The sequence below is a fragment of the Pseudomonas sp. GV105 genome, from assembly GCF_003058185.1.
Lineage (GTDB): Bacteria > Pseudomonadota > Gammaproteobacteria > Pseudomonadales > Pseudomonadaceae > Aquipseudomonas > Aquipseudomonas veronii.
Genome location: NZ_QBUF01000009.1, coordinates 101628 through 125039, shown reverse-complemented (window position 1 = coordinate 125039; position 23412 = coordinate 101628). Strand labels below are relative to the sequence as shown.

The window sequence follows — 23412 nt, the reverse complement described above, 5'->3', positions numbered from 1 at the left end:
CACAGGTGGCTGGATCCCGTGTGATGTGTCAGCGTACTTTGTCCTCTCAGGGGTGTTTTATGAGCAAAGCGTTAGTAGTGGATGACCACCCGTTTATTCGTGCCACTGTCAAATTTCTGTTGAAGCAGGAAGGTTTTACTGAAATTGATGAAGCGGGTAATGGCGCGGATGCCGTGCAGAAGGCCAGAGAAGGGCGCCCGGACCTGGTGATTCTCGACCTGGCGATGCCCAAGTTGGGTGGCCTGGAGGTCATCAGTCGGATCAAGGCCTTGGGCCTGCCGTGCAAGATCCTGGTGCTCACGTCCTACTTGGCGGTGTTTTTTTCGACCCGGTGCATGCGGGCCGGTGCCATGGGGTTTGTCGCCAAGACCGGCGAGTTGGACGAGCTGCAAAAAGCAATCAAGGCTGTGATGTGCAACTACAGCTGCTTTCCCAGCCTGCCCACCAGTTCGGTGCGCCGCGATGATTTGCAGACCTCCGAGCACGAGTTGGTGGAAGCTCTTTCGGACCGCGAGTTGACGGTGCTGCAGAAGCTGGCCCTGGGCCTGGGCAACAAGGAAATCGCCGAGGACATGCTGCTGAGCCACAAGACCATCAGCACGTACAAAACCCGCCTGAAGGAGAAGTTGCGCATGTCCTCCGTCGTGCATTTATCCAAGTTCGCCCAGCGCAATCACTTGATCTGAAATGACTGCCACTGCGTTCAGGCGGCTCGCCGCTATCATGTTGATGGGCCTGTTGCCCATGCTCGCAGTGGCCGTCGATCAGCCACACGCGCTGCGCCTGTTGGGGCACTCTCAGCTCGAAAACCCCCGCCTGATACTGGATGAAACCGACTGGCGCTGGCTACGTGAGCGGCGCACGTTGGTGATGGGGGTGTCGGCGCCGGATTACGCGCCATTCGACCTGAGCAACAACAACGACGAGCTTGAGGGCATTACCGCCGATTATGCGGCGCTGGTGGCGCAGGCGTTGAATATCATCATCGAGGTGCGACGCTACGACACCCGCGATGAAGTGATTGAAGCGCTCAAGCAGGGCGCGGTGGATTTCGTTGGCTCGGCCAACGGCTATGAAGCCGCAGACCCTGAGTTGGAGCTGTCACGCTCTTACGCCAACGATCAACCCACCCTGGTCACCCGCATCGGAGACACCCAGGCCCTGAGCGCGGACTTGGCCGGCAAACGCGTGGCCATGCTGTATCACTACATGCAGCCCGATGCCGTGCAGCGGTTCTACCCCCACGCGCAGTTGCAACTGTTTGCCTCGACCTTCGAAGCCATCGGTGCGGTGGCGTTCGGCCGGGCCGATGCGTACCTGGGCGATGCCATCAGCACCCGGTACCTGATCAACAAGAACCACCTCAATAACGTGCGCGTGGCGGATTTTTCCGGCCTGGAGGTCAACCCTTTCGGGTTTGCGTTCACCAAGGACAATATTCGCCTGCGCAATATCATCAACGCCGCGTTGGCCATCGTGCCGGTCAACCAGCAGATGGATATTCTGCGCCGCTGGAGTGCTGGTGGCAGCGGTTTCATGGAAGCCGAACGGCTGCGCCTGAGTGACAGCGAGCAGCGCTGGCTGGAGAAACACCCGCGGGTGAAAGTGGCGGTGCTCGACAAGTTCGTGCCATTGTCGTTTTTCAATGAGCAAGGGCAATTCGAAGGGCTTAGCGCGGAGGTGCTGGCGCGGATCAGCTTGCGCACGGGCCTGAAGTTCGATGTGGTGAAGGGCAGTTCGTTGCCTCGACAAATCGATGAGGTCAATGCTGGACAGGCAGACATGCTGGCGGTGATTACCCCCAGCGTCGAGCGGACCGAGAAGTTGCGCTTCACCCGGCCTTACCTGTCCAACCCGTATGTGCTGGTGGTGCGCGCCGAAGACGAGCGGCTGGTTACCCTGGAGGACTTGCCCGGAAAGCGCCTGGCGTTCATTCGCAGCAACAGCCTGGGTGAGCAAATCGCGCGGGATTACCCCGGTATTGAGTTTATCGACAGCGCAAACCCCGAAGCCGCCATGGAGTTGGTGGCCAATGGCGGGGCCGATGCGACTGTTATTTCGCTCATCAGTGCGCGCTACATGATCGCGCGTCATTACCGCGACCGCTTGCGTATGACCAGCACCGTCGGCACGGAGCCGGCGCGGATCACGTTTGGCGTCAACCGCAGCCAACTGGAGTTGTATTCGATCCTCGACAAGGCATTGTTGAGCATCACACCTGAGGAGCTGGATGAACTGACCAATCACTGGCGCAGCGAGATCATCATTGAAGACAGCTACTGGCTGCGCCATCGCAACGCAATCATCCAGGGTTTCAGTCTCGCCGCGGTGCTGTTGTTGATCACCCTGTGCTGGGCCTTTTACCTGCGCAGCCTGATTCGCAAGCGCGCCCAGGCCGAGCGGGCGTTGAGCGATCAGATGCGCTTTATGAGCGTGTTGATCGACGGCACGCCTCACCCGATTTACGTGCGCGATCGCCAGGGGCGGTTGATGGCCTGCAACAATGCCTACCTCGACGTGTTCGGTTTCAAGCTCGAAGACGTGATCGGCAAGACCGTGGTGGAAACCGACACCGGTAACCCGCCGCAAGCCCAGTCGTACCATGACGACTACCTGAAGTTGATGGCGCGGGGCGAGCCGCAGATTCATGACCGGATCCTCAGGGTGCCGGGCGGCGAAGTCCTCACGATTTACCATTGGATGCTGCCGTACCGCGACGGCGACGAGAAGGTCGTGGGCATGATTGCCGGCTGGGTGGATGTGAGTGAGCGCCACCGCTTGCTAGGCCAGTTGCAGGAAGCCAAGGACGATGCCGACGCCGCCAACCGCGCCAAGACGACGTTCCTGGCCACCATGAGCCACGAGATCCGGACGCCGATGAACGCGGTGATCGGCATGATCGAGCTGGCGCTCAAAAGCGCCGAGCAAGGTCGGGCGGATCGCGATGCGCTGGAAGTGGCGTCGGTGGCCTCGCGCGGCATGCTGGAATTGATCGGCGACATCCTGGACATCGCCCGGATCGAATCCGGCCACCTGTCCCTGGCCCAGGAGCCCGCCAACCTGCGTGAGCTGCTGGCCTCGGTGGTGCGGGTTTTCGAAGGCCTCGCGCGGGCCAAAGGGCTGGCGCTGCGCGTGACGCTCGATCCGGCGCTCGATCGCCCGGTGCTGATCGACCCGCTGCGCTTCAAGCAGGTGGTTTCGAACCTGCTCAGCAATGCCATCAAGTTCACCAGCAAAGGCCAGGTGCAATTGGGCGCCCAGGGCGATGTCGCCGAGGATCAACTATGGCTCAGGTTGTGGGTGCAAGACACCGGTATGGGCATCAGTGCTCAGGACCAGCAGCGGCTGTTCAACCCGTTCAGCCAGGGCAGCAACGCTGAACAATCGGCGCGCAGCGGTTCCGGCCTGGGGTTGGTGATCAGTCGCAGTCTGTGCGAAATGATGGGCGGTCAGTTGCACCTGAGCAGCGTGTTGGGGCAGGGCACCCGGGTGGACGTGAGTGTGGCGCTGAGCCTGGCGGCCGCGCTGCCGGTGCCGGCTTCGGCGCCTGCTCCGCACAGCCCACCGACACGCGCGTTGAGTATCCTGGTGGTGGATGACTACCCGGCCAACCGTTTGCTGCTGGCCCGGCAGTTGAGCTTCCTGGGGCATCGCATTACCACGGCCGAGGACGGTGTGCAGGGGCTTGCGCTGTGGCAGGCCGGGCACTTTGATGGCGTGATCACCGATTGCAATATGCCTCTGAAGGACGGTTACACATTGGCGCGGGATATTCGTACTCAAGAGCACGAGCGAGGCCTGGTGCCGTGCCTGCTGCTGGGGTTTACCGCCAATGCCCAACCCGAAGAAGCCGAGCGCTGTCGCCAGGCGGGCATGGACGGGTGCCTGTTCAAGCCCACCGGGCTCGAAGACTTGCGATCGGCCCTGGCGCCGCGCATGGCGAGCCTATGCGAGCCGCAAGCCGAACCGGCGTTCGATCTGGGAGCGCTGATCATGCTGACGGGGGACGATCATGCCGCGCTCAACGAATTGTTGATGCCGCTGCTCGACAGTCTGGAAGCCGATCAACGGCTATTGCCGTCATTGCGACGTCAGGCCGACTTTGCCCAGTTGCATGACCTGGCACACCGCGCCAAAGGCGGCGCGCGGATGGTCAAGGCGCACGCGCTGATCGCTTGTTGCGAAACCTTGGAGGCCGTGTGCGAACGGCAGGACCTCCAGGCGTTGGGGGCAGCGGTTGAGGACGTCGAGCAGGCGATCGATGATTTGCATCACAGCTTGAGCGTTTATTGCAATCAACCTTGACGCGGTTGGGTGGTTATTCGGTGGATTTGGGACAACTCCTACATGAAGGGGGAACATGCCTGATTTTGTCTGCGGGATATGTCTGGAAAATGGGCTGCTCTCATTCAACGAGCACAGCCTGCCAGGGGTTTGCCATGCCGAACAAAGCACTGACCATCCTGATTGCCGATGAACAGCACCTGCAACGGTTGTATATCGAAAAAATGCTCAACCGATTGGGGTATCACCGGATTGTGCCGGTGCAAACCTTTGAAGAGGTCCAGATCCTCACGGCGATCCCGGCCGAACCCTTTGATGTGCTGATCGTCAATGCAGGCTTGGCGACCCACGCCGGTGGGCCGCAGGCCCAGGTACGCCACGTGCTGGTCTACGATCACTTGGACCTGGGCGTACCCGTCGGCTCGACACCGCAGGTACTGGTCCGCTTGCCCGGCGTACCGGATAACATCAATCTTGAGCACTTCATGGACATCATCGACCCACCCGAGGCCGCCGCGGGCTTGCGGGTATTGCCCTGGCTGCGGGAATTATCGCGCACGCCGGTGGCCGGGGTTTAGTTCCGCGTCGGCGCGATGCCATTGGGGCTGTTGGGCGCTGGCCCCGTCACGGCCCGCAACCTGCAGCATGTCGGCAGCGCTCAAGGTCAGTTGCAGGGGCTTGAGGTTGCTCTCCAGGTTGGCGGCCGTCCGGCTTGCCCGCGCTTTGCAGGCAAGCCGGTGTCCATTGCTCAGCCGATGGCGTGTTCGCGCAAGCGTTGAGCTGCGCTGCGCAACAGCTGCTCGGTGCTGTCCCAACCCAGGCAACCGTCGGTCACCGACACGCCGTATTTCATCGCCGGGCCCAATGGTTGGCAGCCTTCGAACACGTGGCTTTCGAGCATCATGCCGATCAGCGAAGTGTCGCCCTGCAGGCGTTGCTCCAGCACTTCATTGAACACTGCCGGCTGACGCAGCGGGTCTTTGCCACTGTTGGCATGGCTGCAATCGACCATGATCCGCGCGGTCACCTTGGACTTGGCCAGGTCCTGTTTCACCTGGGCCACGCTCTGCGCATCGTAGTTCGGCCCACGGTGACCGCCGCGCAACACCAGGTGGGTGTCGGGGTTGCCCGGGGTCTGGATGATCGCCGGGTGGCCCTGGCTGTCGACGCCGAAGTGCCGGTGCGGGTGGGACGCCGAGCGCATCGCATCGCAGGCAATGGCGACGCCGCCGTCGGTGCCGTTCTTGAAGCCGACGGGCATGCCCAGGCCGCTGGCCATTTCGCGGTGGATCTGCGACTCGGTGGTGCGTGCGCCGATGGCGACCCAACTGAGCAGGTCGTCGAAGTAGCCGGCGGCCATCGGTTGCAGCAACTCGGTGGCGACCGGCAGGCCCAGGCGCAGCATCTCACGCATCAGTTCGCGGGACAGGCTGAGGCCGGCGGCCATGTCATCGCTGCCATCCAGGTGCGGGTCGTAGGCCAGGCCTTTCCAGCCAATGGTGGTGCGTGGTTTTTCGACGTAGGCGCGGATTACCAGCAGCATCTGGTCGCTGACGTCCAACGCCAGTTTCTTCAGGTTGCGTGCGTATTCCATGGCCGATTCCGGGTCGTGGATCGAACACGGACCGACGATCACCAGCAAACGTGAATCTTCGCCATTGAGAATGGCGCGCACGGCTTGGCGATGGGCGTGGATTTGCTCATTGAGGAATGGGCTGAGAGGTAACTGGTGCTTGAGTTCAAGGGAACTGGGCAAGCGCAGGGTCAGCGCTTCATTGGCGCTGGTCAGGGTAGAAACGGGCAGAGCGGCGACGGAGGAGTTCATCTTCAAGGCTTCCTGGGCAAGCGGCGGGCGATTCCCGCACGCTCTGCCCTACTGGGGTGTTCGACAATTGGCCGTAGTGGCTACGTGTGTTGGCTTGCCACCGATAGGTGACCGATCGGAGGCGGCAGGCTGTCCCGAGCGGAGCTTGCTAAATCGCCATGCAGTGCTGGTGTCGTAGCGGTAATAGGTGGCGTAGTTCATGTCGTGATTCCTTTAAATGGTCTTGATCAAACAAAGTGTTCAGGGCTGAAAAAACAAAACCCCCGATCGGGGAGCCGACCGGGGGTTAGATTTCTCTGGTAGGCGACCCCTTGAGCAGTGGGCGCCGATTTCAGGTATCAGGCGCGCCAGTGGCTAAACCAATACCCAAAATAAAAGCTGACCAGTGCGCTCAAACCGTTCACACGGGTAGCCGATACCGAGCGCGAGGCGCTGGCAGCAGGGCAAACCTGGGTGTGGGTGAGTTGCAACATGGTGGCTCTCCAAATGATGGTGGCAGCTTACTAGAGGCGCACGGGTGGATTCAATCGGTAATTTCTATTGCGTGGAGGTACTTACGACTATGGGGTGAGTGTCGATATGCTGGTGGCCACTCAATAATGCTTGCCGGGACGCAACCATGACTGCCTTGACCCTTGCCGCTGCTCAATCCGTTTCCATCGCCGGCGACGTACCGGCCAATATCCTGCGGCACCTGGCGTTCATGCGCGCCGCGGCTGAGCAGGGTGTGCAAGTGCTGGTGTTTCCGGAGCTGTCGTTGAGCGGGTATGAACCGTCCTTGGCGGCTGAGCTGGCAATCGCCCCCGAGGACGCGCTGTTGACGCCGCTGCGCGAGATGGCGCGGGAGCTGCGCTTGACGGCGGTGGTGGGCATGCCGATCCGCTTGGCGCCAGGGGCGGGCGTGTCGATCGCCGCGTTGGTGCTGGGAGCAGACGGTTCGCTTGCGGTTTACACCAAGCAGCATCTGCATCCCGGCGAAGAGGTGGCGTTTGTCGCGGGGCAGGGCGGTGACGTGCTTGAGTGGCGGGATGATCGGATCGCGCTGGCGGTCTGCGCCGACTTTTCCCACGCCAGCCATGCACGTCAGGCTGCGCAAGCGGGCGCCACTGTATACGCCGCCGGCGTGCTGATCAGTGAAGGCGGCTACGCAACGGACAGTGCGTTGCTCCAGGGCTACGCCGCCGAGCATGGCCTGGTGGTATTGATGGCCAATCACGGTGGCCCCTCGGGCGGCTGGGCGTGCGCGGGGCGCAGTGCTATCTGGGGCGCCGATGGGCAGGTGCTTGCCGCCGCGCCGGGGGTGGGCGACGCGCTGGTCATTGCCCGTCGCGATGGCGGGCGCTGGACCGGTCAAGCGGTAGCACTGTGGGCTGAAGGGGCGCGATGACATGACGTTTCACTTGCGCGCGGCGACTGACCAGGACCGCTCATTTGCCCGGACGCTGACCTACGAAGCCATGCGCGGCTACTACGCGCAATACCGTTTGCTGTGGTCCAACGATGGTTTCGACGTGGCCTGGGCGGGGCGCGAGAATTGGCTGATCTGCAGCGACGATACCGTGGTGGGCTTTATCAGCCTGAGTCGCGACAGCCAGGCGCTGTACATTCGCGAGTTGCATATTCTCGAACCGTTCCGTGGCCGTGGAGCAGGCAGCTGGGTACTGGAGCAAATGGCGCTCAAAGCGTGCGGTCAAGGTCGCGGTCTTTTACGGTTGACCGTGTTTAAAACCAATCCGGCAAAAAGGCTTTATCAGCGCAAGGGCTTGCAAGTTGCGGGTGAGGAAGCGTGCTTCTGGTGCATGGAACGCGATTGTCGGCCCATGTCCGCAGACTAATAAGTGACTCATTTGCGCAAAACAGGCACAACGGCTTAATAAGCGCATACTGAACCTAGGGCAATATTTCTTGTTCCTGCCTCAGAGGCTCATTCTCGGCAAGGATGATGCCTTCTTTCATGCCCAGAAGGACCGCTACCTTATGGGCCTCTCCCCGCCGTCCTTTCTTGCGCCCAGCGAGCACCTGATACGTGGTTGCCGGGTCGACACCGTGTTCCCGGGCGAACGCTTGAACCGACTTACCTTGGTGTTCAAGCCAAGCCTTGGCTTGTGCAGCAGTACGAATTCCGGGCATAGTTCAAAACCGTTCAAGTTTGTGTAACCAAGGGATCAGCGTATCACCTCTTGGGGTGTGCCAATTTAGGATCATACATCCAAATGAGTAGAATCGGTTTGCGTCTAAGGCAGGAAAGAGAGCGGCTTGGGTTGTCGCAAAAAGTGTTTGGTGAAATTGGAGGCGTTGAAGCGAACGCACAAGGCAAATACGAAAACGGCGGGCGGGCGCCGAAGGCCGATTATTTATCGCGTGTGGCCGAAAGAGGCGTGGATCTTCTGTACGTATTAACAGGCGCTCCCACGCCGGCGCAAATGGATAACTTGAGTCAGATCGAAGAAAAGGTGCTGGGCAACTATCGGGCGATGTTCAAAGAGGACCAGGATGCGATCCACCGATTGACCTCAACCTTGGCTGAACATTCGTCAATGTTGATAATGAATGGTAAATCCAAGCTGTAGCCCGGGATTCCTGACCTTTCCCCCAGGAAATAGCGTTGCGCGTCGTTCGACGGGCGCGCTTCCCGGCGTCAAGCGCTATATATATGACACTTGCAACTAGGTCTGCGCCTTGGTTTTTTGCTAAGGTGTTCAGCAACCTATAAGACCATATCGCGAGGTGTCTGCTTGATTAGGGTGCTAGTAGTCGATGACCATGATCTCGTTCGTACAGGCATTACACGAATGCTGGCTGACATCGATGGCCTGCAAGTAGTCGGCCAGGCTGAATCGGGTGAAGAGTCCCTGATCAAGGCCCGGGAGTTGAAACCCGATGTGGTGTTGATGGACGTCAAGATGCCTGGGATCGGCGGCCTTGGCGCCACTACCAAATTGTTGCGCAGCCACCCGGATATCAAAGTCGTGGTGGTCACCGTGTGCGAAGAAGACCCGTTTCCTACACGTCTGCTGCAGGCGGGGGCGGCGGGATACCTGACCAAGGGCGCAGGCCTGGCGGAGATGGTACAAGCCATTCGCCTGGTATTTGCCGGCCAGCGCTACATCAGCCCGCAGATTGCGCAGCAGTTGGCGATCAAGTCCTTCCAGCCCACCAGCGATTCGCCGTTTGACGTGCTGTCGGAGCGTGAAATCCAGATCGCCTTGATGATTGTCGGCTGCCAGAAGGTGCAGGCCATCTCCGACAAGCTGTGCCTGTCCCCCAAGACCGTCAACACCTACCGCTATCGCATTTTCGAGAAGCTCGCCATCAGCAGTGATGTTGAATTGACCCTGCTCGCGGTGCGCCACGGCATGGTGGACGCCAGCGCCTGACATGACCACACCGTTTGATCCGAGTGCCTTTCTCTCGACCTGCAGCGGCCGCCCCGGCGTGTACCGCATGTTCGACAGCGAGGCGCGCCTGCTGTATGTGGGCAAAGCCAAGAACCTGAAAAACCGCCTGGCGAGCTACTTCCGCAAGACCGGCCTCGCGCCGAAAACCGCGGCCCTGGTGGCGCGTATCGCCCAGGTCGAAACCACCATCACCGCCAACGAAACCGAGGCGCTGCTGCTTGAGCAGACGCTGATCAAGGAATGGCGGCCGCCTTACAACATCCTGCTGCGTGACGATAAATCCTACCCCTACGTGTTTTTATCTGACGGCGACTTCCCACGCCTGAGTATTCATCGGGGCGCGAAGAAGCAGAAGGGCAAATACTTCGGACCTTACCCCAGCGCCGGTGCGATCCGCGAAAGCCTGAGCCTGCTGCAAAAGACCTTTTTCGTGCGGCAGTGCGAAGACAGCTTCTACAAGAACCGCACCCGGCCGTGCCTGCAATATCAGATCAAGCGTTGCAAGGCACCCTGTGTCGGCCTGGTTGAACCGGCGGAGTACGCCGAGGATGTGCGCCATTCGGTGATGTTCCTCGAAGGGCGCAGCAACGCCCTCACCGACGAACTCTCCGGCGCCATGGAACAAGCCGCGAGCACCCTGGATTTCGAGCGAGCCGCCGAGTTGCGCGACCAGATCTCGCTGCTGCGGCGTGTGCAGGACCAGCAAAGCATGGAAGGTGGAACCGGCGACGTCGATGTGATCGCCGCGTTCGTCAACCCGGGTGGTGCCTGTGTCCACCTGATCAGTGTGCGTGGCGGTCGGGTGTTGGGCAGCAAGAACTTCTTCCCGCAGACCGGGATCGACGAGGAGGTCGCTGAAGTCATGGCCGCGTTCCTGGGCCAGTATTACGTCAGCAGCCCCGAGCGCGACTTGCCGTCGGAACTGATCGTCAACGTGGTGCATGAAGACTTCCCGACGTTGATCGAGGCCATCCACGCGTTGCGTGGCCGTGAACTGGACATCAGCCACCGCGTGCGCGGCACGCGGGCGCGCTGGCAGCAACTGGCCGTGACCAACGCCGAGCAGGCCCTGAGCGCACGTCTGGCGAATCGACAGCACGTGGCCGCGCGCTTCGAGGCCCTGGCCGAAGTCCTCAACCTTGACGAACCGCCCCAGCGCCTGGAGTGTTACGACATCAGCCACTCCAGCGGCGAAGCCACGGTGGCGTCCTGCGTGGTGTTCGGGCCGGAGGGGCCGATCAAGTCCGATTACCGGCGCTACAACATCGAAGGCGTCACCGCCGGCGACGACTACGCCGCCATGCACCAGGCCTTGACGCGCCGCTTCAGCAAATTGAAGGAGGGGGAGGGCAAGCTCCCCGATATCCTGCTGGTGGACGGCGGCAAGGGCCAGCTGTCCATGGCTCGCGACGTGCTCAACGAACTGGCGGTGCCCGACCTGATCCTGCTCGGCGTGGCCAAGGGCGCCACGCGCAAGGCCGGCTTCGAGACGTTGTACTTGAATGATGCCGCCCATGAGTTCACGTTGAAGGGCGACTCGCCTGCGCTGCACCTGATCCAACAGATCCGCGACGAAGCCCACCGTTTCGCCATTACCGGCCATCGCGCCCGTCGCGGCAAAACCCGGCGAACCTCAACCCTGGAAGGCGTGGCCGGAGTAGGCCCGACACGCCGACGCGACCTGCTTAAACATTTTGGTGGCTTGCAAGAGCTCTCCCGTGCCAGCATTGACGAAATAGCTAAAGCACCCGGTATCAGTAAAAAGCTCGCTGAGTTGATTTATGCAAATCTGCACAGCGAGTAGAATGCCTTCTCACCTCGTAGCCAGTTGTGCCGATGAATATCCCTAATCTGATCACCGTTCTACGCGTCCTGCTTATTCCGATTTTCATTTTGTTGTTCTATTTGCCTTACGAATGGAGCTACATGGCCTCCAGTTCGGTGTTCGCCGTTGCGGCCGCCACCGATTGGCTCGACGGCTACCTGGCCCGACGCCTGGAACAGAGCACGCCGTTCGGCGCGTTCCTCGACCCGGTGGCCGACAAACTGATGGTGGCCGTGGCCCTGGTGCTGCTGGTGCAGGAACACGGCAACCTGTGGCTGACCTTGCCGGCTGCGGTGATCATCGGCCGCGAGATCGTCGTTTCGGCCCTGCGCGAATGGATGGCCGAAATCGGCGCCCGCGCCCACGTCGCCGTGTCGAACATGGGCAAATGGAAAACCGCCGCGCAAATGCTCGCGTTGGTGATCCTGCTGGCCAACCCGTCGGACTTTTCCTTCTGGGTCTTGCTAGGCTACGCCTTGCTGCTCATCGCTGCCGGCCTGACGCTGTGGTCCATGCTCCAGTATTTACGCGCTGCCTGGCCTCATCTGCGCACCACTGTTGAAAAAAAATAAAACTTTTTTGAATCAAGGGGTTGACGGGTGCTGAGGATTCTATAGAATGCGCCTCACCAAGACGCGGGAATAGCTCAGTTGGTAGAGCACGACCTTGCCAAGGTCGGGGTCGCGAGTTCGAGTCTCGTTTCCCGCTCCAAACATAGCGCTACAGAGTTTCACTGAATTCTGTCAGCGATCGAAACAAGGACCTTCGGGTCCTTTTTTCGTTCCGGCGGGAACCGCTGACATCCAGCACCGTCCAGTGCTTTTAAGTCCCGATTTAAGTCCCGAATGAGGATCTTGGATTTGGATATGCACTGAATCGGTTTTTTGCTGGAGCAGCTTGGATAGCGAGACGAGCATCCGCTCCTGACTCTGTTCAGGAGCTCGCTATGGCACTCTCGGATACGACCGTTCGGCAAGCCCGAATCACCGGCAATGACTACACGCTAGGCGACACGGATGGGCTTGCGCTCAACGTGACGGCCCGCGGCGGGAAAATCTGGCGTTTCAATACTGCTGGGCGGGCGTGCAGAAGCGTATGTCTCTCGGTAGTTATCCGCAAATCAGCCTCAAAGAAGCCCGTGCGCGACGTGATGAGGCGCGCCTTGGTCGCCCAAGGCATCAATCCCTATGAGCACCGTAAACAGCAGCGTCGTGCTGTTCGTTTTGCGGCAGAGCAGGCCTTCGAGGCCGTGTTCAATCAATGGGTGGAGTTCCGCAGGCTAAGCCTGAAGGAAGGGCGCCAGAGCACGCTCTCGCAAATCTTGAGAATCTTCAATAAAGACGTGCTGCCCACACTGGGCGGGCGGTCTATCTATGATATCAATCGTCACGATCTGCTGGATTTGCTGAGCAGGATCGAACAGCGCAAGGCCTTAACGACAGCTGAAAAGTGTCGGGCCTGGTTAAATCAATTGTTCCGCTATGCGTTGGTAAAAATCGAGCATAGGCTGGAGATGTCTACGATGCTGGGGGCAGTCCAATGAGCTTGCAAAGTGTCTAGAGAGTCCGTGGCGATTCACATCGGTCAAACCTTGAAGTGACTGACAAGTTGCTGTAACTGTACCCCCAGGCGCGCGAGTTCGATACTGGAGGCCGCTGTCTCCTCACTAGCTGAGGCGGTCTGTTCAGACACGTCGCGTACACTCAAAATGCTGCGGCTTATTTCCTCCGCCACCGAACTTTGTTGTACTGCGGCGGCAGCAATCTGTTGGTTCATGGCTTGAATCCCAGAAACCGTCTGAGTGATGCTAGCTAAAGATGCGCCTGCTTTACCTGCCAACGCCACAGTGCTATCGGTTAGTTCGCGGCTGCTCTGCATAATACTGGACACCTGACGTGTTCCACCTTGCAAGCCTGCCACCAAGCTTTCTATTTCCTCAGTGGACTGCTGAGTACGCTGAGCCAGTCCTCGTACTTCGTCAGCGACCACTGCAAAACCGCGCCCTGCCTCACCTGCGCGAGCAGCCTCAATGGCCGCGTTAAGGGCCAATAAATTAGTTTGCTCAGCCACCGCCTTGATCACGTCCATGATCTTGACGATGCGCCCACTTTCTTGTTCAAGCTTATTCATAGCTTCCGCTGAACGCCCGACTTCGCTGGACAAACGCTCAATCTGGGCGATGGCTTCCGCGACTACTTTGTCACCAGCGCGCGCCTGAGCATCGGCCTCTGATGCGGCAACGGAAGCTTGTTCCGCATTCCGCGCAACTTCATGCACAGTGGCCGACATTTCGTGCATCGCAGTAGCCACTTGGTCGGTCTCGGTTTTCTGGCTATTGACCCCAGCGCTGGTCTGCTCAGTGACAGCTGAAAGCTCTTCCGCTGCACTGGCGATCTGGGTGACTCCATCGCGGATACCACCGATCAGATCGCGCAAGGTACGACCCATGCGCTGAATACCTTGTTGCAGCACACCCAGTTCGTCTCTACGGGTCACGACCATGTTTTGCGTGAGATCGCCCGCTGCAATGCAATCGACCACAGCCAGAGTCTCCTGCAATGGGCGGGTAATCTGGCGGGTGATTATCAGAGCTGCAAGAAGCCCCAATATCATTGCCAAAGCAGTGCAACTCAACTGCAGCGTGCGGGCCTGAGCACTATCTGTTTCAAGGGCGGCCAGCTGTCTGGCATACATTTCATCAGTCAGACGGGTGATGGCCTCTCCGAAATTGACAGTGTCCTGCACGGAGTGGTCGATAGCCCCATTACTGGCTGTAAAATCCTGCACTGAGCGGCGGTAAGCCATCAGAGCGGTTTCCAGTTGCCTGATAGGATCGGCATAGGCGGCACCAAAGGTGTTGTTGAGGGTTTCAATGCCCTTGAGCGCACTATCAAGCTGGCGGGCGGCGGCTTGTTCCGTAGTGCTGTTGGGATTGCCGGTGTAGCCACGAACTTCATAACGCACCAGCGCGACATCCTCTTTGGCCTTGAGGATGACTTTGTATAACTCATAACGGCGCTGATCAGAGACTGGCATTGCTTCTACGTCATTGATGAGCTTGGCAATCAGCGCGGCGCCTTTGACCGCATTGGTGGCCATTTCCTTACGGGTGGCCGCACTATTGCGATAGGCCTCGCGCATCGTATTAATTGCCATTTGATACTGAGTGGTGGCTTGGTTGATCAGCGCAAGACTTTGCAAGTTTTCAGGTAGCTGCAGTTCTTTTGCGAGGCTTTTTTGCTTGGCGACAAACAGTTCCAGCGCATCCTGGATCAATGCACCTTGTTGCTCGTCACCCTTGTCCACCTGATACTGAAAACGGGCCCTCCGTAGATGATCAAGACGGTTGCCGAGTTCGGTGATGCCGGCCATTCGATTACTACGGTCAATCATTTTTCCCAAGCTGAACCAGCTGGTCGCGGCAAGGATGGCGGTTAGAAGGAGTACAACAGCAAAGCCCAAGGCCAGCTTGAGCATGACGCTGATATTCGCGAGCCAAGAGTTCATAGCGTTCCTTTGGTAATCAGCCGTGACCGATGAAAACTGGCGCGGTCATCTGAGAAGGGGGGGTAGGTATAATCAATATTGATATGGATGATTGGATGAATATAGCACAGTGATGGCGCGGTGCCATCACGAGCTTTTAATGATTTCGACGATACGTGTCAGAATGGCGACAGCTAGAAAAATGAATCGCCCAGGATTCTCTAGATACCTTGCAAAAAGTTATACAAGGTGCTCGATTTCGTAAAAGGGTGGTGGCCGGCCTATGCAAGTCGGCATGCAATCCTACCGATCAATCACTACGCTCCACCCTGAAGCCTCTCTAGGTGGTTTTGACATCTGCCGCACTCAGGAGAAAGTCCGGCTAGCGCATTGCTTTCAAGACAGGACGGTTGCAGAGGTCGCATACGCCGTCATGAACAGTGAGAGGCAACTATTGTGGGTGGGTTTTTCCAACATTGAGGTCTGAATGACGAACCTTGCAAGCCGTGAAGAGCTAATCACATGGCGAACCTTAAGGTCTTCTCATGCACAGTTATGCGCGCTTAGATATCCAGACAAATTTTGCCGAAATGCTTGTTGGTTTCCTGATACTTGAACGCTTCGACAATCTCGTTCAAAGGGAAATGACGATCAATAATCGGACGCATACCATTAGCATTGATGGCTCGGATCATGTCTTGCTGCTGGCTGCGGCTGCCCACCAATACACCCTGCAGACGTACTTGCTTGATCAGTGCGGGTACAAAATTCATTGCACCGCTTACGCCACTCAGTATCCCGATGATGGAGATGTGACCAGCAACCCGAGTTGCAACCATCGATTGCTCGAGAGTCGCGGGGCCGCCGACTTCTATGATGTGATCAACACCACGGCCACCCGTTAGAGCGCGTGCAGTTTCACCCCAGTTAAGGTCTTTGCGGTAATTGATCACATGATCAGCGCCTAGTCCTTTCAGACGTTCAAGTTTTTCGTCGCTTGAAGAGGTAGCAATGACGGTAGCGCCGGCCAATTTAGCGAACTGCAGAGCGAAAATTGAAACGCCGCCAGTGCCTTGGACGAGCACTGTGTCGCCCGGCTTGAGTGAGTCATCGGCCATCAGGGCGCGCCATGCAGTAAGGCCGGCAGTGGTGAGCGTGGACGCTTCAGCATGGCTGTATCCGATAGGCGCGAGAGTGAACGATGTGGCTTTGGCCGTCACTTGCTCACGAGCGTAGCCGTCAATGCCATCACCTGGCACGCTAACAAAACCCTCAACCAGTGGCGCACCATTGATCCACTCAGGGAAGAATGTACTAACGACCGAGTCACCCACCTTGAATTCAGTGACATCTTCGCCGACAGCAATGACTTCACCTGCGCCGTCGGCCATGGGGATGCGTTTTTCACTAGGCCCCCACATACCGCTGACCACCGCGAAGTCGTGGTAGTTGAGCGAGTTGGCGTGAAGGCGCACTGTGATTTCGCCGCGCGCTGCGGCCCGTACTTCGCTACTGCCAACCACAACCTTTTCATAACCGCCACCGGGTTGGACGAAGATAGTTTTACTGCTCATAGGGGATTCCTTGTGTTTTCTAATTACGCGAAATTACGACCGTTCGGCAAGCCTGAATCACCGGCAATGACTACACGATAGGCGACACGGATGGGCTTGCGCTCAACGTGACGGCCCGCGGCGGGAAAATCTGGCGTTTCAATACTGCTGGGCGGGCGTGCAGAAGCGTATGTCTCTCGGTAGTTATCCGCAAATCAGCCTCAAAGAAGCCCGTGCGCGACGTGATGAGGCGCGCGCCTTGGTCGCCCAAGGCATCAATCCCTATGAGCACCGTAAACAGCAGCGTCGTGCTGTTCGTTTTGCGGCAGAGCAGGCCTTCGAGGCCGTGTTCAATCAATGGGTGGAGTTCCGCAGGCTGAGCCTGAAGGAGGGGCGCCAGAGCACGCTCTCGCAAATCTTGAGAATCTTCAATAAAAACGTCCTGCCCATACTGGGTGGATGGTCTATCTACGACATCAATCGTCGCGATCTGCTGGATTTGCTGAGCAGGATCGAACAGCGCAAGGCCTTATCGACAGCTGAAAAGTGTCGGACCTGGTTTAATCAATTGTTCCGCTATGCGTTGGTAAAAATCGAGGGGCTAGAACACAATCCGGCTTCAGGCCTGGATGTGGTTGCACTTCGCAAACCTCCTGTTTCTCACAATCCATTTCTCCGTATGGACGAGTTCCCGGCCTTGATGGCTGCTCTTCGAAACTACGGTGGCGCCAACCAAACTCGGCTTGGCCTTCGGTTGTTGCTGCTGACCGGTGTCCGCACGGGCGAGTTGCGGCTGGCGACACCCGACCAGTTCGATTTGGAGAAGCGCTTGTGGATCATACCGGCGGAAGTGGTGAAACAACTCCAGCTAGCGATGTGCAAGCCAGGTAAGCAGATCCAAAACGTACCGCCTTATATCGTGCCACTGTCGGTGCAGGCGCTGGAGATAGTGCGCCATTTGTTGGACCAGGTTGTCCCCGCGCAGCGCTACTTATTTGCGCATCGAAGCGACCTGAGCAAGCGCATCAGTGAGAACACTCTGAATGGCGCTACTGTGTCGATGCGAATGTGCTGGAGACGTCGGGTACTCGGATCGGCATGCCGATCGCTGTTGGACTGGTCAGCGACGCGGGTTGCGATCCGGTCGAGACGGGCAATTTGGCCTCGGTCCTGCCTTTTCAGCAGGGTGGGCCGTGTTGGCGAGCGCACCTTACTGCTCCCCAATTGCGTCGTCGTCTGAGTCTGTCTGACGCATAACCCATCACCATTTTGCCGAGTGTCCCGACGTGTGGTGATGGGCGATCAGGTGACCGGGACTGCCACATGACCTAGCGAAAAAGCTCGCAGGTTCCCCTGCGCGCTTCATTTCCTGATTAGTAAGCCTAGGTAAGTGTCCTTCGACGGCCGACACAGGGTTCTGGATATCCTCGGTACGCGTTCTAACTTACTCCGTCTACGACAAACCCTCGATAGACTGCACCCTTGAGCCTGTGTCCAACGATGGACTGATACGCGTCGCCGTGATACCAGGCCTTGGCTTCGTCGAATGTCGGGAAGGAGAAAAGTACAACGCCTTCTGGTAATTCCCCTTCAAACGCCTCAATCCGTTGATAGGCTGAAAGCATCGTGGACTGCAGGCCGGCAAGAGCAATGGTGGCTTTTTGTGCATAGATATCAAGCTCATGCTGATCGAGCGTTTTCTCTCGGATGAAGATTACATAAGCAGTCATGATCTGTCCCGTTAGCTATCGTTGACTGGGTCATCACATCAGTGGCTGATAACGACCTTGCCAAAGACGTCACGTGTCATGAGTTTTTCATACGCCCGCTTGGCGTCCCCAAACTCAAAACGACTGTCGATTACAGGGCTGATTCCATGTGCGGCGATGCCTGCGATCAAATTTTCCAGATCTTGTCGACTGCCCAGGGCGATAGGCTGGTATCGCGCCTGGCTCATGAACATGGACATGAAGTCGACGCTGCCTTCCAAGCCCGCGAGTACCCCAACCATCGAAACCTGGCCACCCACCGCAATGGCTTTGACCGACTCCTGGAAAGTGCCTGAGCCACCCACCTCAACGATGCGATTGACGCCATTGCCGTTGGTAAGCGCCCGGACCTGCTGCGACCATGCGGGATGGGTTTTGTAGTTGATGATGTCGGCTACGCCCAACAGCTTGAGCTGTTCGGACTTCTCATCGCTGGATGTCGTGGCAATGACGCGCGCGCCCAGCGCTTTTGCAAACTGGATGGCGAACAACGAGACGCCTCCCGTTCCCTGTGTCAGTACCGTGTCGCCTGCGCTTACTCCTTTGACCGCAGACCACGCAGTGACCGCAGCACAAGGTAGGGTAGCGGCCTCTTCAAAGCTCAGACTGCCAGGAATGTGTGCCAGAGCGTTTTCTGATGTGACGCGGTAATCTGCCAGCCAGCCGTCGACATCATATGAATACTGGGAATACTTTCCGGTGAACGGCCCGTCAATCCATTCAGGGAAGAATGAGTTCACGACTCGATCCCCAGTGACGAAGCGAGTCACTCCCTCGCCAACGGCGATCACCTCACCTGCACCGTCGGAAAGAGGGATGGTGCCCGATGGTACGGGCGCTGTGTAGTGTCCTTGCAGAATGAGGATGTCTCGGAAATTCAACGAGGAGGCGCGTACGCGGACGACGACTTCGCCTGAGGCCGGAGTCGGAATCGCTATGGCACCGTTGACAAGGCCATCGAGCCCGCCAAATTTTTCGAGGTGATAGGCGCGGTTTTGTTTGGTTTCAGCATTCATGAAGCAGTCCTTTCTAGGGGGTTGATACATTATTTTCCCCTTGAATGCCGTGGTTGATAATCCACTGCCACCTACTCATACTGTTTAGATGAACTACACAATCGGACGCGGTGAGTTAGATGGGGTTCTCGTGTTCTTGGCGGTCGCCGAGGCGCGTGGCTTCCGGGCGGCTGCGCGCCGCCTTGGCATTACGCCATCAGCTGTTAGTCAGGCGATACGCACATTCGAACAGCGAGTGGGAGTGCCACTGCTGGCACGAACTACCAGAAGCGTCGGACTGACTGAGGCTGGAGCAAGACTGCTGCTTCAAGTGCGGCCTGCTGCTCAGCAGGTACTTCTGGGAATTGAGTCCGCGCGTAACTTCGGTGAGTCTGTAACCGGGCTGCTTCGAATCAGTGTTCCCAGGCCAAGTGTTCCTATGCTGACAGAACGCTTCGTGCCTGGGTTCCTTAGCGCGAACCCGGGAATACAGCTTGAATTTGTCGGTGATGATCACCTGGTGGACATCATTGATGAAGGTTGCGATGCCGGAGTACGACCGCGTTCATATGTACACGCTGATATGGTTGCGGTACCTCTGACCGCTGAGGAACCCAGCATTGTGGTCGGCTCACCGTCCCTGATCGCGCGCTATGCGCGGCCTCTGCTACCTGATGATATCTTGGGCCTGCCGTGCATCACCTATCGGCAGGCGGGTATTGTGCTGGACAGCTGGACATTCAGCGTCTCGGGCGAAAGACACGTAGTGCGCGTCCGTGGTCCGTTGATACTGGATGACGTGGCCGCTTGTATTCACGCCGCGGAGCGAGGGGTCGGATTGTTCATGCTTCCGCGATCTCTCGTTGCGCGCCATATCCACGCTGGAACACTTGAAGTCTTACTCGAAAGCTTCTCGGTGACCTTTCCCGGATTGGCGCTTTATTATCCCAGTCGGCGAAATGTGCTGCCCAAACTTCGTGCATTCATCGACTATGTTTTAGTCAGCAGACCTTGATAAGGGCATTGCAGTTTGAATCGCTCCGGGTTTTCTAGACACTCCCCAAGCTCGCCGTGCAGCGCTTTTCAAACTCTACCGGGACAGTTAATTGTTGAAACCATGACGCATTTTTCATGCTCGCAGCGGGAGCGATTTGGCTCGGCATAACGCCGAGCCTATAGAAAAGGCCTAAGCGATTTTCACATTCATCGTGATTCTGGCAGTGAAAACTTTCACGCCACCCTCGTCGAAGATATCAACCGGAACGAACTTGTCGCCGCCGGTTTTCCAGTCAATACCGCTGCCATCAGCTACAGCTCGAATGCTCGATTTTGCTTTCGCGAGATATTCAACGGTCATGCCTTTCGGAATCCATTTGGCGCCTGAAGGAATCGAAGCGTCAGTCATCATTCCGCCCGCGAGCTCGGCTGCGTTGCACAGGGCTATCGCGTGCACAGATGCCAGATGGTTGGTGATTTCCTTGCGAAACGGCACGTTAACGACTGCATGGCCTGGGCTGAGCTCTGAAATCTCAGGGGCGATCGTGCTGAAGTAAGGTGCCATTTGGCAGGCCATATTGCTGAACGCGGCGGGGCCTACGCTATTGAACATACTTAGAGCTTGACTCATGAGATACCCTCGCGGTTGGTTGCAGAATAATATTCTGTAACGGAATAATGTTCTGTATTTCTGGAGGCTGTCAAGCCAAGCTTTCTTTACGGTGCGTTCACCCTATAGACTCCGCTTCATTTGGCGTTTCCCCTCATGCATTCAACTGATCTGATCGAGCGTATCTATCCGGGAAGGCGTAGCGAGCTCAAGCGCACAATCCTGCGCCGAGCACTTGCCTGCTTTAACGAGGTAGGCATCGAAGCCACAAACATCGAAACCATTCGGGCTCAATGCGAAACGAGCGTAGGCGCTATCTATCATCACTTCGGCAGTAAAGAGGGACTGGTGGCCGCTCTTTTTTTCGCTGCGCTAGAAGATCAGGCAGCGCTCCGAGATAGCTATTTGCAAAAAGCACAGACGGCTCAAGCGGGTGTAGCGGCTCTGATCTATAGCTACGCTGAATGGGTCGATGAGCAACCGGACTGGGCTCGCTTTGTTTTCCAAAGTCGCTACGCCGTCTCAAGTGGGCCTTTCAACGGTGAATTGCTTGAACGCAATAAACAACGCAACAGGCAGTTGCTGGACTGGATGAGTGTCGAGGGCCGCAAGGAACAGTTCAGTCATCTTCCTGTAGAACTCTTACCGTCACTCATCATCGGCGCGACAGAAAGCTATTCGCGTGCCTGGCTTTCCGGGAGGGTCGAAAAAAGCCCGAAGCAGTATCAGGACTTTCTCGCGAAGGCTGCTTGGAATTCGATTACGCAAATTGACTAGATAGCTAACTGACTTTTGAGTAAGCGTTGGAGGTTCTGAATCAGCTGGCTTTCAAGGTGCAGGAGGCACGTCGCACATCACTTCGGCTGCAGTGAATCGCTCAGGTTTAAACCGCCCCATCACCTTTGCGGGTGCTGTTAGCTTTTCGGCCACGTGGATTTGGATTTACGGGGACGCTTTTCCCGTACTCGCTCCACCAGGTGGCGAGTGCCGCCATCGTCGGCCCGAGCGCACTCGCCTTGGCTGTCATCTCATATTCGACGCGCGGTGGTACTTCCGCGAAGACTGTTCGCGAGATCCGGCCATCGTTTTCAAGCTCTCGGAGTTGCGCCGTCAGCATGTGTTGTGTGATACCGCTAATCGCAAACGCACAAGCGGAGTTGGGCTATTCAGCCTCCCACCTTGTGCCTTTGATGATCGTGGTCAAAGTACTGGGTCCTGCCACGATTCTCTGGCGCTTTAACGTGGCGCTCAGTGATCTGGCTTATGTCGGCATGTTTTATCATCTGCTGCTCTCCGCCCTAGCACACCTGGGTGTTCGCAAACCCAAAGGTTTTCTCCCGGCAGTCGTAGCACTCATCCTCTTGGCCGCCTCCTTCATGACACAAAACGCTGTTCGCGATAAAAGACGCCTTGGCGTGTCTTGTGTTTTTTATGCGATGTTCACCGATGCAACCGGCTCCCGCGTGGCAGAGCGTGCAGCCAGGAAGGCAAGCACAGCCGCCACGCCCAGCAATGCGGCGCTCAACTCGAAGGTTGCGCGATAGCCGCTCAAGTCAAACACCAGCCCGCCAACGGTTGCACCCGAGGCAATGGCCAGTTGAATGATCGCCACCATTAAGCCGCCTCCCGCTTCAGCAGCCTCTGGCAATGTTCTGGCCAGCCATGTCCACCATCCCACTGGAGCTGCCGTTGCAACCAGTCCCCAGAGACCCAACAAGACAGTGGTGGTGACCGCCGAACTGCCGAATGAAACGAGCGCCAGTGCGATCACCGCCATCAATATCGGAATGACGATGAGGGTGCGATGCAGGCCATTTTTCAAGAAGGCTTCAATCAGGAAGGTTCCCGCGAGCCCAGCCAGACCCAAGACGAGCAACATCAGCGATAGCGTGGAAACACTGACGTGCGTGACCGTTTCAAGGAACGGGCGCAGGTAGGTAAACAGCATAAACTGCCCCATGAAAAAGACACTGACCGCCACCATGCCTAACGCGACCGGTAGGCTTTTCATCAACTTGAAGACATTCCCAGTGCCCGAACCACTTTGTGACTTCATCGCCGGAAGGCTAAATAGAAGCCAGGCAGAGGCGATCACCGCGACCGGAATAACGCACAAAAATGCACCGCGCCAGCCGATCAACGCGCCAAGGAAACTGCCCAGCGGCGCTGCAATCACTGTTGCCAGAGCGTTGCCGCCGTTGACGATTGCCATGGCGCGAGTGATCTGGTCTTCAGGCACCAGGCGCATGGCGGTTGCGGCCGACAGCGACCAGAAGCCGCCTATCGCTACCCCGATCAACGCGCGACCGATCATGAACACCCAGTAATTCGGCGCGAAAGCGACCACTGTTCCCGAAATGATCATCAGCACAGTCAGTGACAACAGCAGAGGTTTGCGGTCGACCCGCGCCGCCACCGAAGCGATCAGAAGGCTGGCGAACAGTGCAAACAGTCCAGAGACAGAAATACCCTGACCTGCTTGCCCCTCGGTGATATGCAAGTCGGCGGCAATCGGCGTCAGCAGGCTGACGGGCATGAATTCCGATGCCACCAGCACGAAGGCTGCAAGCGACATGGCGAATACGGCGCCCCACGATTGTTCAGCTTTCCGGGGGGCGTGGAGGGAGTGGTTGCTCATTGATTGAATCCTGTCATGCGCGAAGCGTTGCGG

Annotated in this window: 19 protein-coding genes, 1 tRNA gene and 4 pseudogenes; 14 read left to right on the top strand and 10 right to left on the bottom strand. The window is 57.9% G+C overall.

Annotation, left to right across the window (positions count from 1 at the left end; all coding sequences use genetic code 11):
* Positions 1-59 precede the first annotated feature (59 nt).
* From C8K66_RS18940 to C8K66_RS18930, 3 genes are all read left to right on the top strand, one after another.
* Positions 60-686 (top strand): response regulator transcription factor, encoded by a 627-nt coding sequence (locus C8K66_RS18940; RefSeq protein ID WP_017847071.1) that lies wholly within the window; start codon positions 60-62, stop codon positions 684-686.
* A gap of 1 nt (position 687) precedes the next feature.
* Positions 688-4305, top strand: coding sequence for a transporter substrate-binding domain-containing protein (locus tag C8K66_RS18935; protein ID WP_108525638.1), 3618 nt, complete (start codon positions 688-690; stop codon positions 4303-4305).
* A 134-nt stretch (positions 4306-4439) separates the two neighbouring features.
* Positions 4440-4862 (top strand): hypothetical protein, encoded by a 423-nt coding sequence (locus tag C8K66_RS18930; RefSeq protein ID WP_057003774.1) that lies wholly within the window; start codon positions 4440-4442, stop codon positions 4860-4862.
* Between the two features lie 170 nt (positions 4863-5032).
* On the opposite strand, the gene C8K66_RS18920 is transcribed toward C8K66_RS18930, so the two are convergent.
* Positions 5033-6109, bottom strand: a complete 1077-nt coding sequence (locus C8K66_RS18920; RefSeq protein WP_046384006.1) for a 3-deoxy-7-phosphoheptulonate synthase — start codon at positions 6107-6109, stop codon at positions 5033-5035.
* A gap of 619 nt (positions 6110-6728) precedes the next feature.
* Here C8K66_RS18920 and C8K66_RS18915 point away from each other — a divergent pair.
* Positions 6729-7496, top strand: a complete 768-nt coding sequence (locus tag C8K66_RS18915; RefSeq protein WP_108525634.1) for a carbon-nitrogen hydrolase family protein — start codon at positions 6729-6731, stop codon at positions 7494-7496.
* Position 7497: 1 nt separating this feature from the next.
* Positions 7498-7944 (top strand): GNAT family N-acetyltransferase, encoded by a 447-nt coding sequence (locus tag C8K66_RS18910; protein ID WP_046384004.1) that lies wholly within the window; start codon positions 7498-7500, stop codon positions 7942-7944.
* A 55-nt stretch (positions 7945-7999) separates the two neighbouring features.
* Here C8K66_RS18910 and C8K66_RS18905 read toward each other — a convergent pair whose 3' ends face one another.
* The gene (locus C8K66_RS18905; protein ID WP_046384003.1) at positions 8000-8239 is read right to left on the bottom strand and encodes a DNA-binding protein; all 240 of its coding nucleotides are present in this window, start codon (positions 8237-8239) and stop codon (positions 8000-8002) included.
* An 83-nt stretch (positions 8240-8322) separates the two neighbouring features.
* On the opposite strand from C8K66_RS18905, the gene C8K66_RS18900 reads away from it, so the two are divergent.
* From C8K66_RS18900 to C8K66_RS18875, 6 genes and pseudogenes are all read left to right on the top strand, one after another.
* Positions 8323-8679: a helix-turn-helix domain-containing protein gene (locus C8K66_RS18900; protein WP_108525632.1), complete on the top strand. Its 357-nt coding sequence runs from the start codon at positions 8323-8325 to the stop codon at positions 8677-8679.
* Between the two features lie 165 nt (positions 8680-8844).
* Complete coding sequence (uvrY, locus tag C8K66_RS18895; protein WP_026140040.1) at positions 8845-9486, top strand: UvrY/SirA/GacA family response regulator transcription factor; 642 nt, start codon at positions 8845-8847, stop codon at positions 9484-9486.
* Between the two features lies 1 nt (position 9487).
* Positions 9488-11311: an excinuclease ABC subunit UvrC gene (gene uvrC / locus C8K66_RS18890; RefSeq protein WP_017847080.1), complete on the top strand. Its 1824-nt coding sequence runs from the start codon at positions 9488-9490 to the stop codon at positions 11309-11311.
* A 32-nt stretch (positions 11312-11343) separates the two neighbouring features.
* The gene (gene pgsA / locus C8K66_RS18885; protein ID WP_017847081.1) at positions 11344-11904 is read left to right on the top strand and encodes a CDP-diacylglycerol--glycerol-3-phosphate 3-phosphatidyltransferase; all 561 of its coding nucleotides are present in this window, start codon (positions 11344-11346) and stop codon (positions 11902-11904) included.
* Between the two features lie 63 nt (positions 11905-11967).
* Positions 11968-12043, top strand: a tRNA-Gly gene (locus C8K66_RS18880).
* 235 nt (positions 12044-12278) lie between these two features.
* Positions 12279-12833 (top strand): annotated as a pseudogene (locus tag C8K66_RS18875) (tyrosine-type recombinase/integrase); the annotation flags it as partial.
* A gap of 83 nt (positions 12834-12916) precedes the next feature.
* Here the strand turns inward: C8K66_RS18875 and C8K66_RS31675 are convergent.
* From C8K66_RS31675 to C8K66_RS18860, 3 genes and pseudogenes are all read right to left on the bottom strand, one after another.
* Positions 12917-13630, bottom strand: a complete 714-nt coding sequence (locus C8K66_RS31675) for a methyl-accepting chemotaxis protein (RefSeq protein ID WP_371928146.1) — start codon at positions 13628-13630, stop codon at positions 12917-12919.
* A gap of 141 nt (positions 13631-13771) precedes the next feature.
* Positions 13772-14809, bottom strand: a pseudogene (locus C8K66_RS31670) (methyl-accepting chemotaxis protein); the annotation flags it as partial.
* Positions 14810-15381: 572 nt separating this feature from the next.
* Positions 15382-16392: an NAD(P)-dependent alcohol dehydrogenase gene (locus C8K66_RS18860; RefSeq protein WP_046383999.1), complete on the bottom strand. Its 1011-nt coding sequence runs from the start codon at positions 16390-16392 to the stop codon at positions 15382-15384.
* A 56-nt stretch (positions 16393-16448) separates the two neighbouring features.
* Here C8K66_RS18860 and C8K66_RS18855 point away from each other — a divergent pair.
* Positions 16449-17432: pseudogene (locus tag C8K66_RS18855) on the top strand (tyrosine-type recombinase/integrase); the annotation flags it as partial.
* Positions 17433-17810: 378 nt separating this feature from the next.
* Here C8K66_RS18855 and C8K66_RS18845 read toward each other — a convergent pair.
* Together C8K66_RS18845 and C8K66_RS18840 are read right to left on the bottom strand one after the other, a co-directional pair.
* Positions 17811-18101 (bottom strand): DUF1330 domain-containing protein, encoded by a 291-nt coding sequence (locus tag C8K66_RS18845; protein ID WP_046383998.1) that lies wholly within the window; start codon positions 18099-18101, stop codon positions 17811-17813.
* A 38-nt stretch (positions 18102-18139) separates the two neighbouring features.
* Positions 18140-19156, bottom strand: coding sequence for an NAD(P)-dependent alcohol dehydrogenase (locus C8K66_RS18840; RefSeq protein WP_256590961.1), 1017 nt, complete (start codon positions 19154-19156; stop codon positions 18140-18142).
* Positions 19157-19244: 88 nt separating this feature from the next.
* Between C8K66_RS18840 and C8K66_RS18835 the strand changes: the two genes are divergently transcribed.
* Complete coding sequence (locus C8K66_RS18835) at positions 19245-20150, top strand: LysR family transcriptional regulator (protein ID WP_079443481.1); 906 nt, start codon at positions 19245-19247, stop codon at positions 20148-20150.
* A gap of 171 nt (positions 20151-20321) precedes the next feature.
* Here C8K66_RS18835 and C8K66_RS18830 read toward each other — a convergent pair whose 3' ends face one another.
* A complete protein-coding gene (locus tag C8K66_RS18830; protein ID WP_057005557.1) occupies positions 20322-20762 on the bottom strand; it encodes a hotdog fold domain-containing protein in 441 nt (146 codons plus the stop codon).
* A gap of 135 nt (positions 20763-20897) precedes the next feature.
* Here C8K66_RS18830 and C8K66_RS18825 point away from each other — a divergent pair, with 135 nt between their 5' ends.
* Positions 20898-21518 carry a TetR/AcrR family transcriptional regulator gene (locus tag C8K66_RS18825; RefSeq protein WP_046383995.1) on the top strand — a complete coding sequence of 207 codons (621 nt, stop codon included), beginning with the start codon at positions 20898-20900 and terminating at the stop codon, positions 21516-21518.
* A 106-nt stretch (positions 21519-21624) separates the two neighbouring features.
* Here C8K66_RS18825 and C8K66_RS18820 read toward each other — a convergent pair.
* Together C8K66_RS18820 and C8K66_RS18810 are read right to left on the bottom strand one after the other, a co-directional pair.
* Positions 21625-21882 (bottom strand): annotated as a pseudogene (locus tag C8K66_RS18820) (winged helix-turn-helix transcriptional regulator); the annotation flags it as partial.
* A gap of 288 nt (positions 21883-22170) precedes the next feature.
* Positions 22171-23379, bottom strand: a complete 1209-nt coding sequence (locus C8K66_RS18810; protein WP_108525626.1) for an MFS transporter — start codon at positions 23377-23379, stop codon at positions 22171-22173.
* Between the last annotated feature and the right edge of the window lie 33 nt (positions 23380-23412).

Excerpts from the sequence above, each read along its gene's own strand:
- C8K66_RS18940 (WP_017847071.1), top strand. The coding sequence starts at position 60 with ATGAGCAAAGCGTTAGTAGTGGATGACCACCCGTTTATTCGTGCCACT.
- C8K66_RS18935 (WP_108525638.1), top strand. The coding sequence starts at position 688 with ATGACTGCCACTGCGTTCAGGCGGCTCGCCGCTATCATGTTGATGGGC.
- C8K66_RS18930 (WP_057003774.1), top strand. The coding sequence starts at position 4,440 with ATGCCGAACAAAGCACTGACCATCCTGATTGCCGATGAACAGCACCTG.
- C8K66_RS18920 (WP_046384006.1), bottom strand. The coding sequence starts at position 6,109 with ATGAACTCCTCCGTCGCCGCTCTGCCCGTTTCTACCCTGACCAGCGCC.
- C8K66_RS18915 (WP_108525634.1), top strand. The coding sequence starts at position 6,729 with ATGACTGCCTTGACCCTTGCCGCTGCTCAATCCGTTTCCATCGCCGGC.
- C8K66_RS18910 (WP_046384004.1), top strand. The coding sequence starts at position 7,498 with ATGACGTTTCACTTGCGCGCGGCGACTGACCAGGACCGCTCATTTGCC.
- C8K66_RS18905 (WP_046384003.1), bottom strand. The coding sequence starts at position 8,239 with ATGCCCGGAATTCGTACTGCTGCACAAGCCAAGGCTTGGCTTGAACAC.
- C8K66_RS18900 (WP_108525632.1), top strand. The coding sequence starts at position 8,323 with ATGAGTAGAATCGGTTTGCGTCTAAGGCAGGAAAGAGAGCGGCTTGGG.
- uvrC (WP_017847080.1), top strand. The coding sequence starts at position 9,488 with ATGACCACACCGTTTGATCCGAGTGCCTTTCTCTCGACCTGCAGCGGC.
- pgsA (WP_017847081.1), top strand. The coding sequence starts at position 11,344 with ATGAATATCCCTAATCTGATCACCGTTCTACGCGTCCTGCTTATTCCG.
- C8K66_RS31675 (WP_371928146.1), bottom strand. The coding sequence starts at position 13,630 with ATGCACGAAATGTCGGCCACTGTGCATGAAGTTGCGCGGAATGCGGAA.
- C8K66_RS18860 (WP_046383999.1), bottom strand. The coding sequence starts at position 16,392 with ATGAGCAGTAAAACTATCTTCGTCCAACCCGGTGGCGGTTATGAAAAG.
- C8K66_RS18845 (WP_046383998.1), bottom strand. The coding sequence starts at position 18,101 with ATGACTGCTTATGTAATCTTCATCCGAGAGAAAACGCTCGATCAGCAT.
- C8K66_RS18840 (WP_256590961.1), bottom strand. The coding sequence starts at position 19,156 with ATGAATGCTGAAACCAAACAAAACCGCGCCTATCACCTCGAAAAATTT.
- C8K66_RS18835 (WP_079443481.1), top strand. The coding sequence starts at position 19,245 with ATGAACTACACAATCGGACGCGGTGAGTTAGATGGGGTTCTCGTGTTC.
- C8K66_RS18830 (WP_057005557.1), bottom strand. The coding sequence starts at position 20,762 with ATGAGTCAAGCTCTAAGTATGTTCAATAGCGTAGGCCCCGCCGCGTTC.
- C8K66_RS18825 (WP_046383995.1), top strand. The coding sequence starts at position 20,898 with ATGCATTCAACTGATCTGATCGAGCGTATCTATCCGGGAAGGCGTAGC.
- C8K66_RS18810 (WP_108525626.1), bottom strand. The coding sequence starts at position 23,379 with ATGAGCAACCACTCCCTCCACGCCCCCCGGAAAGCTGAACAATCGTGG.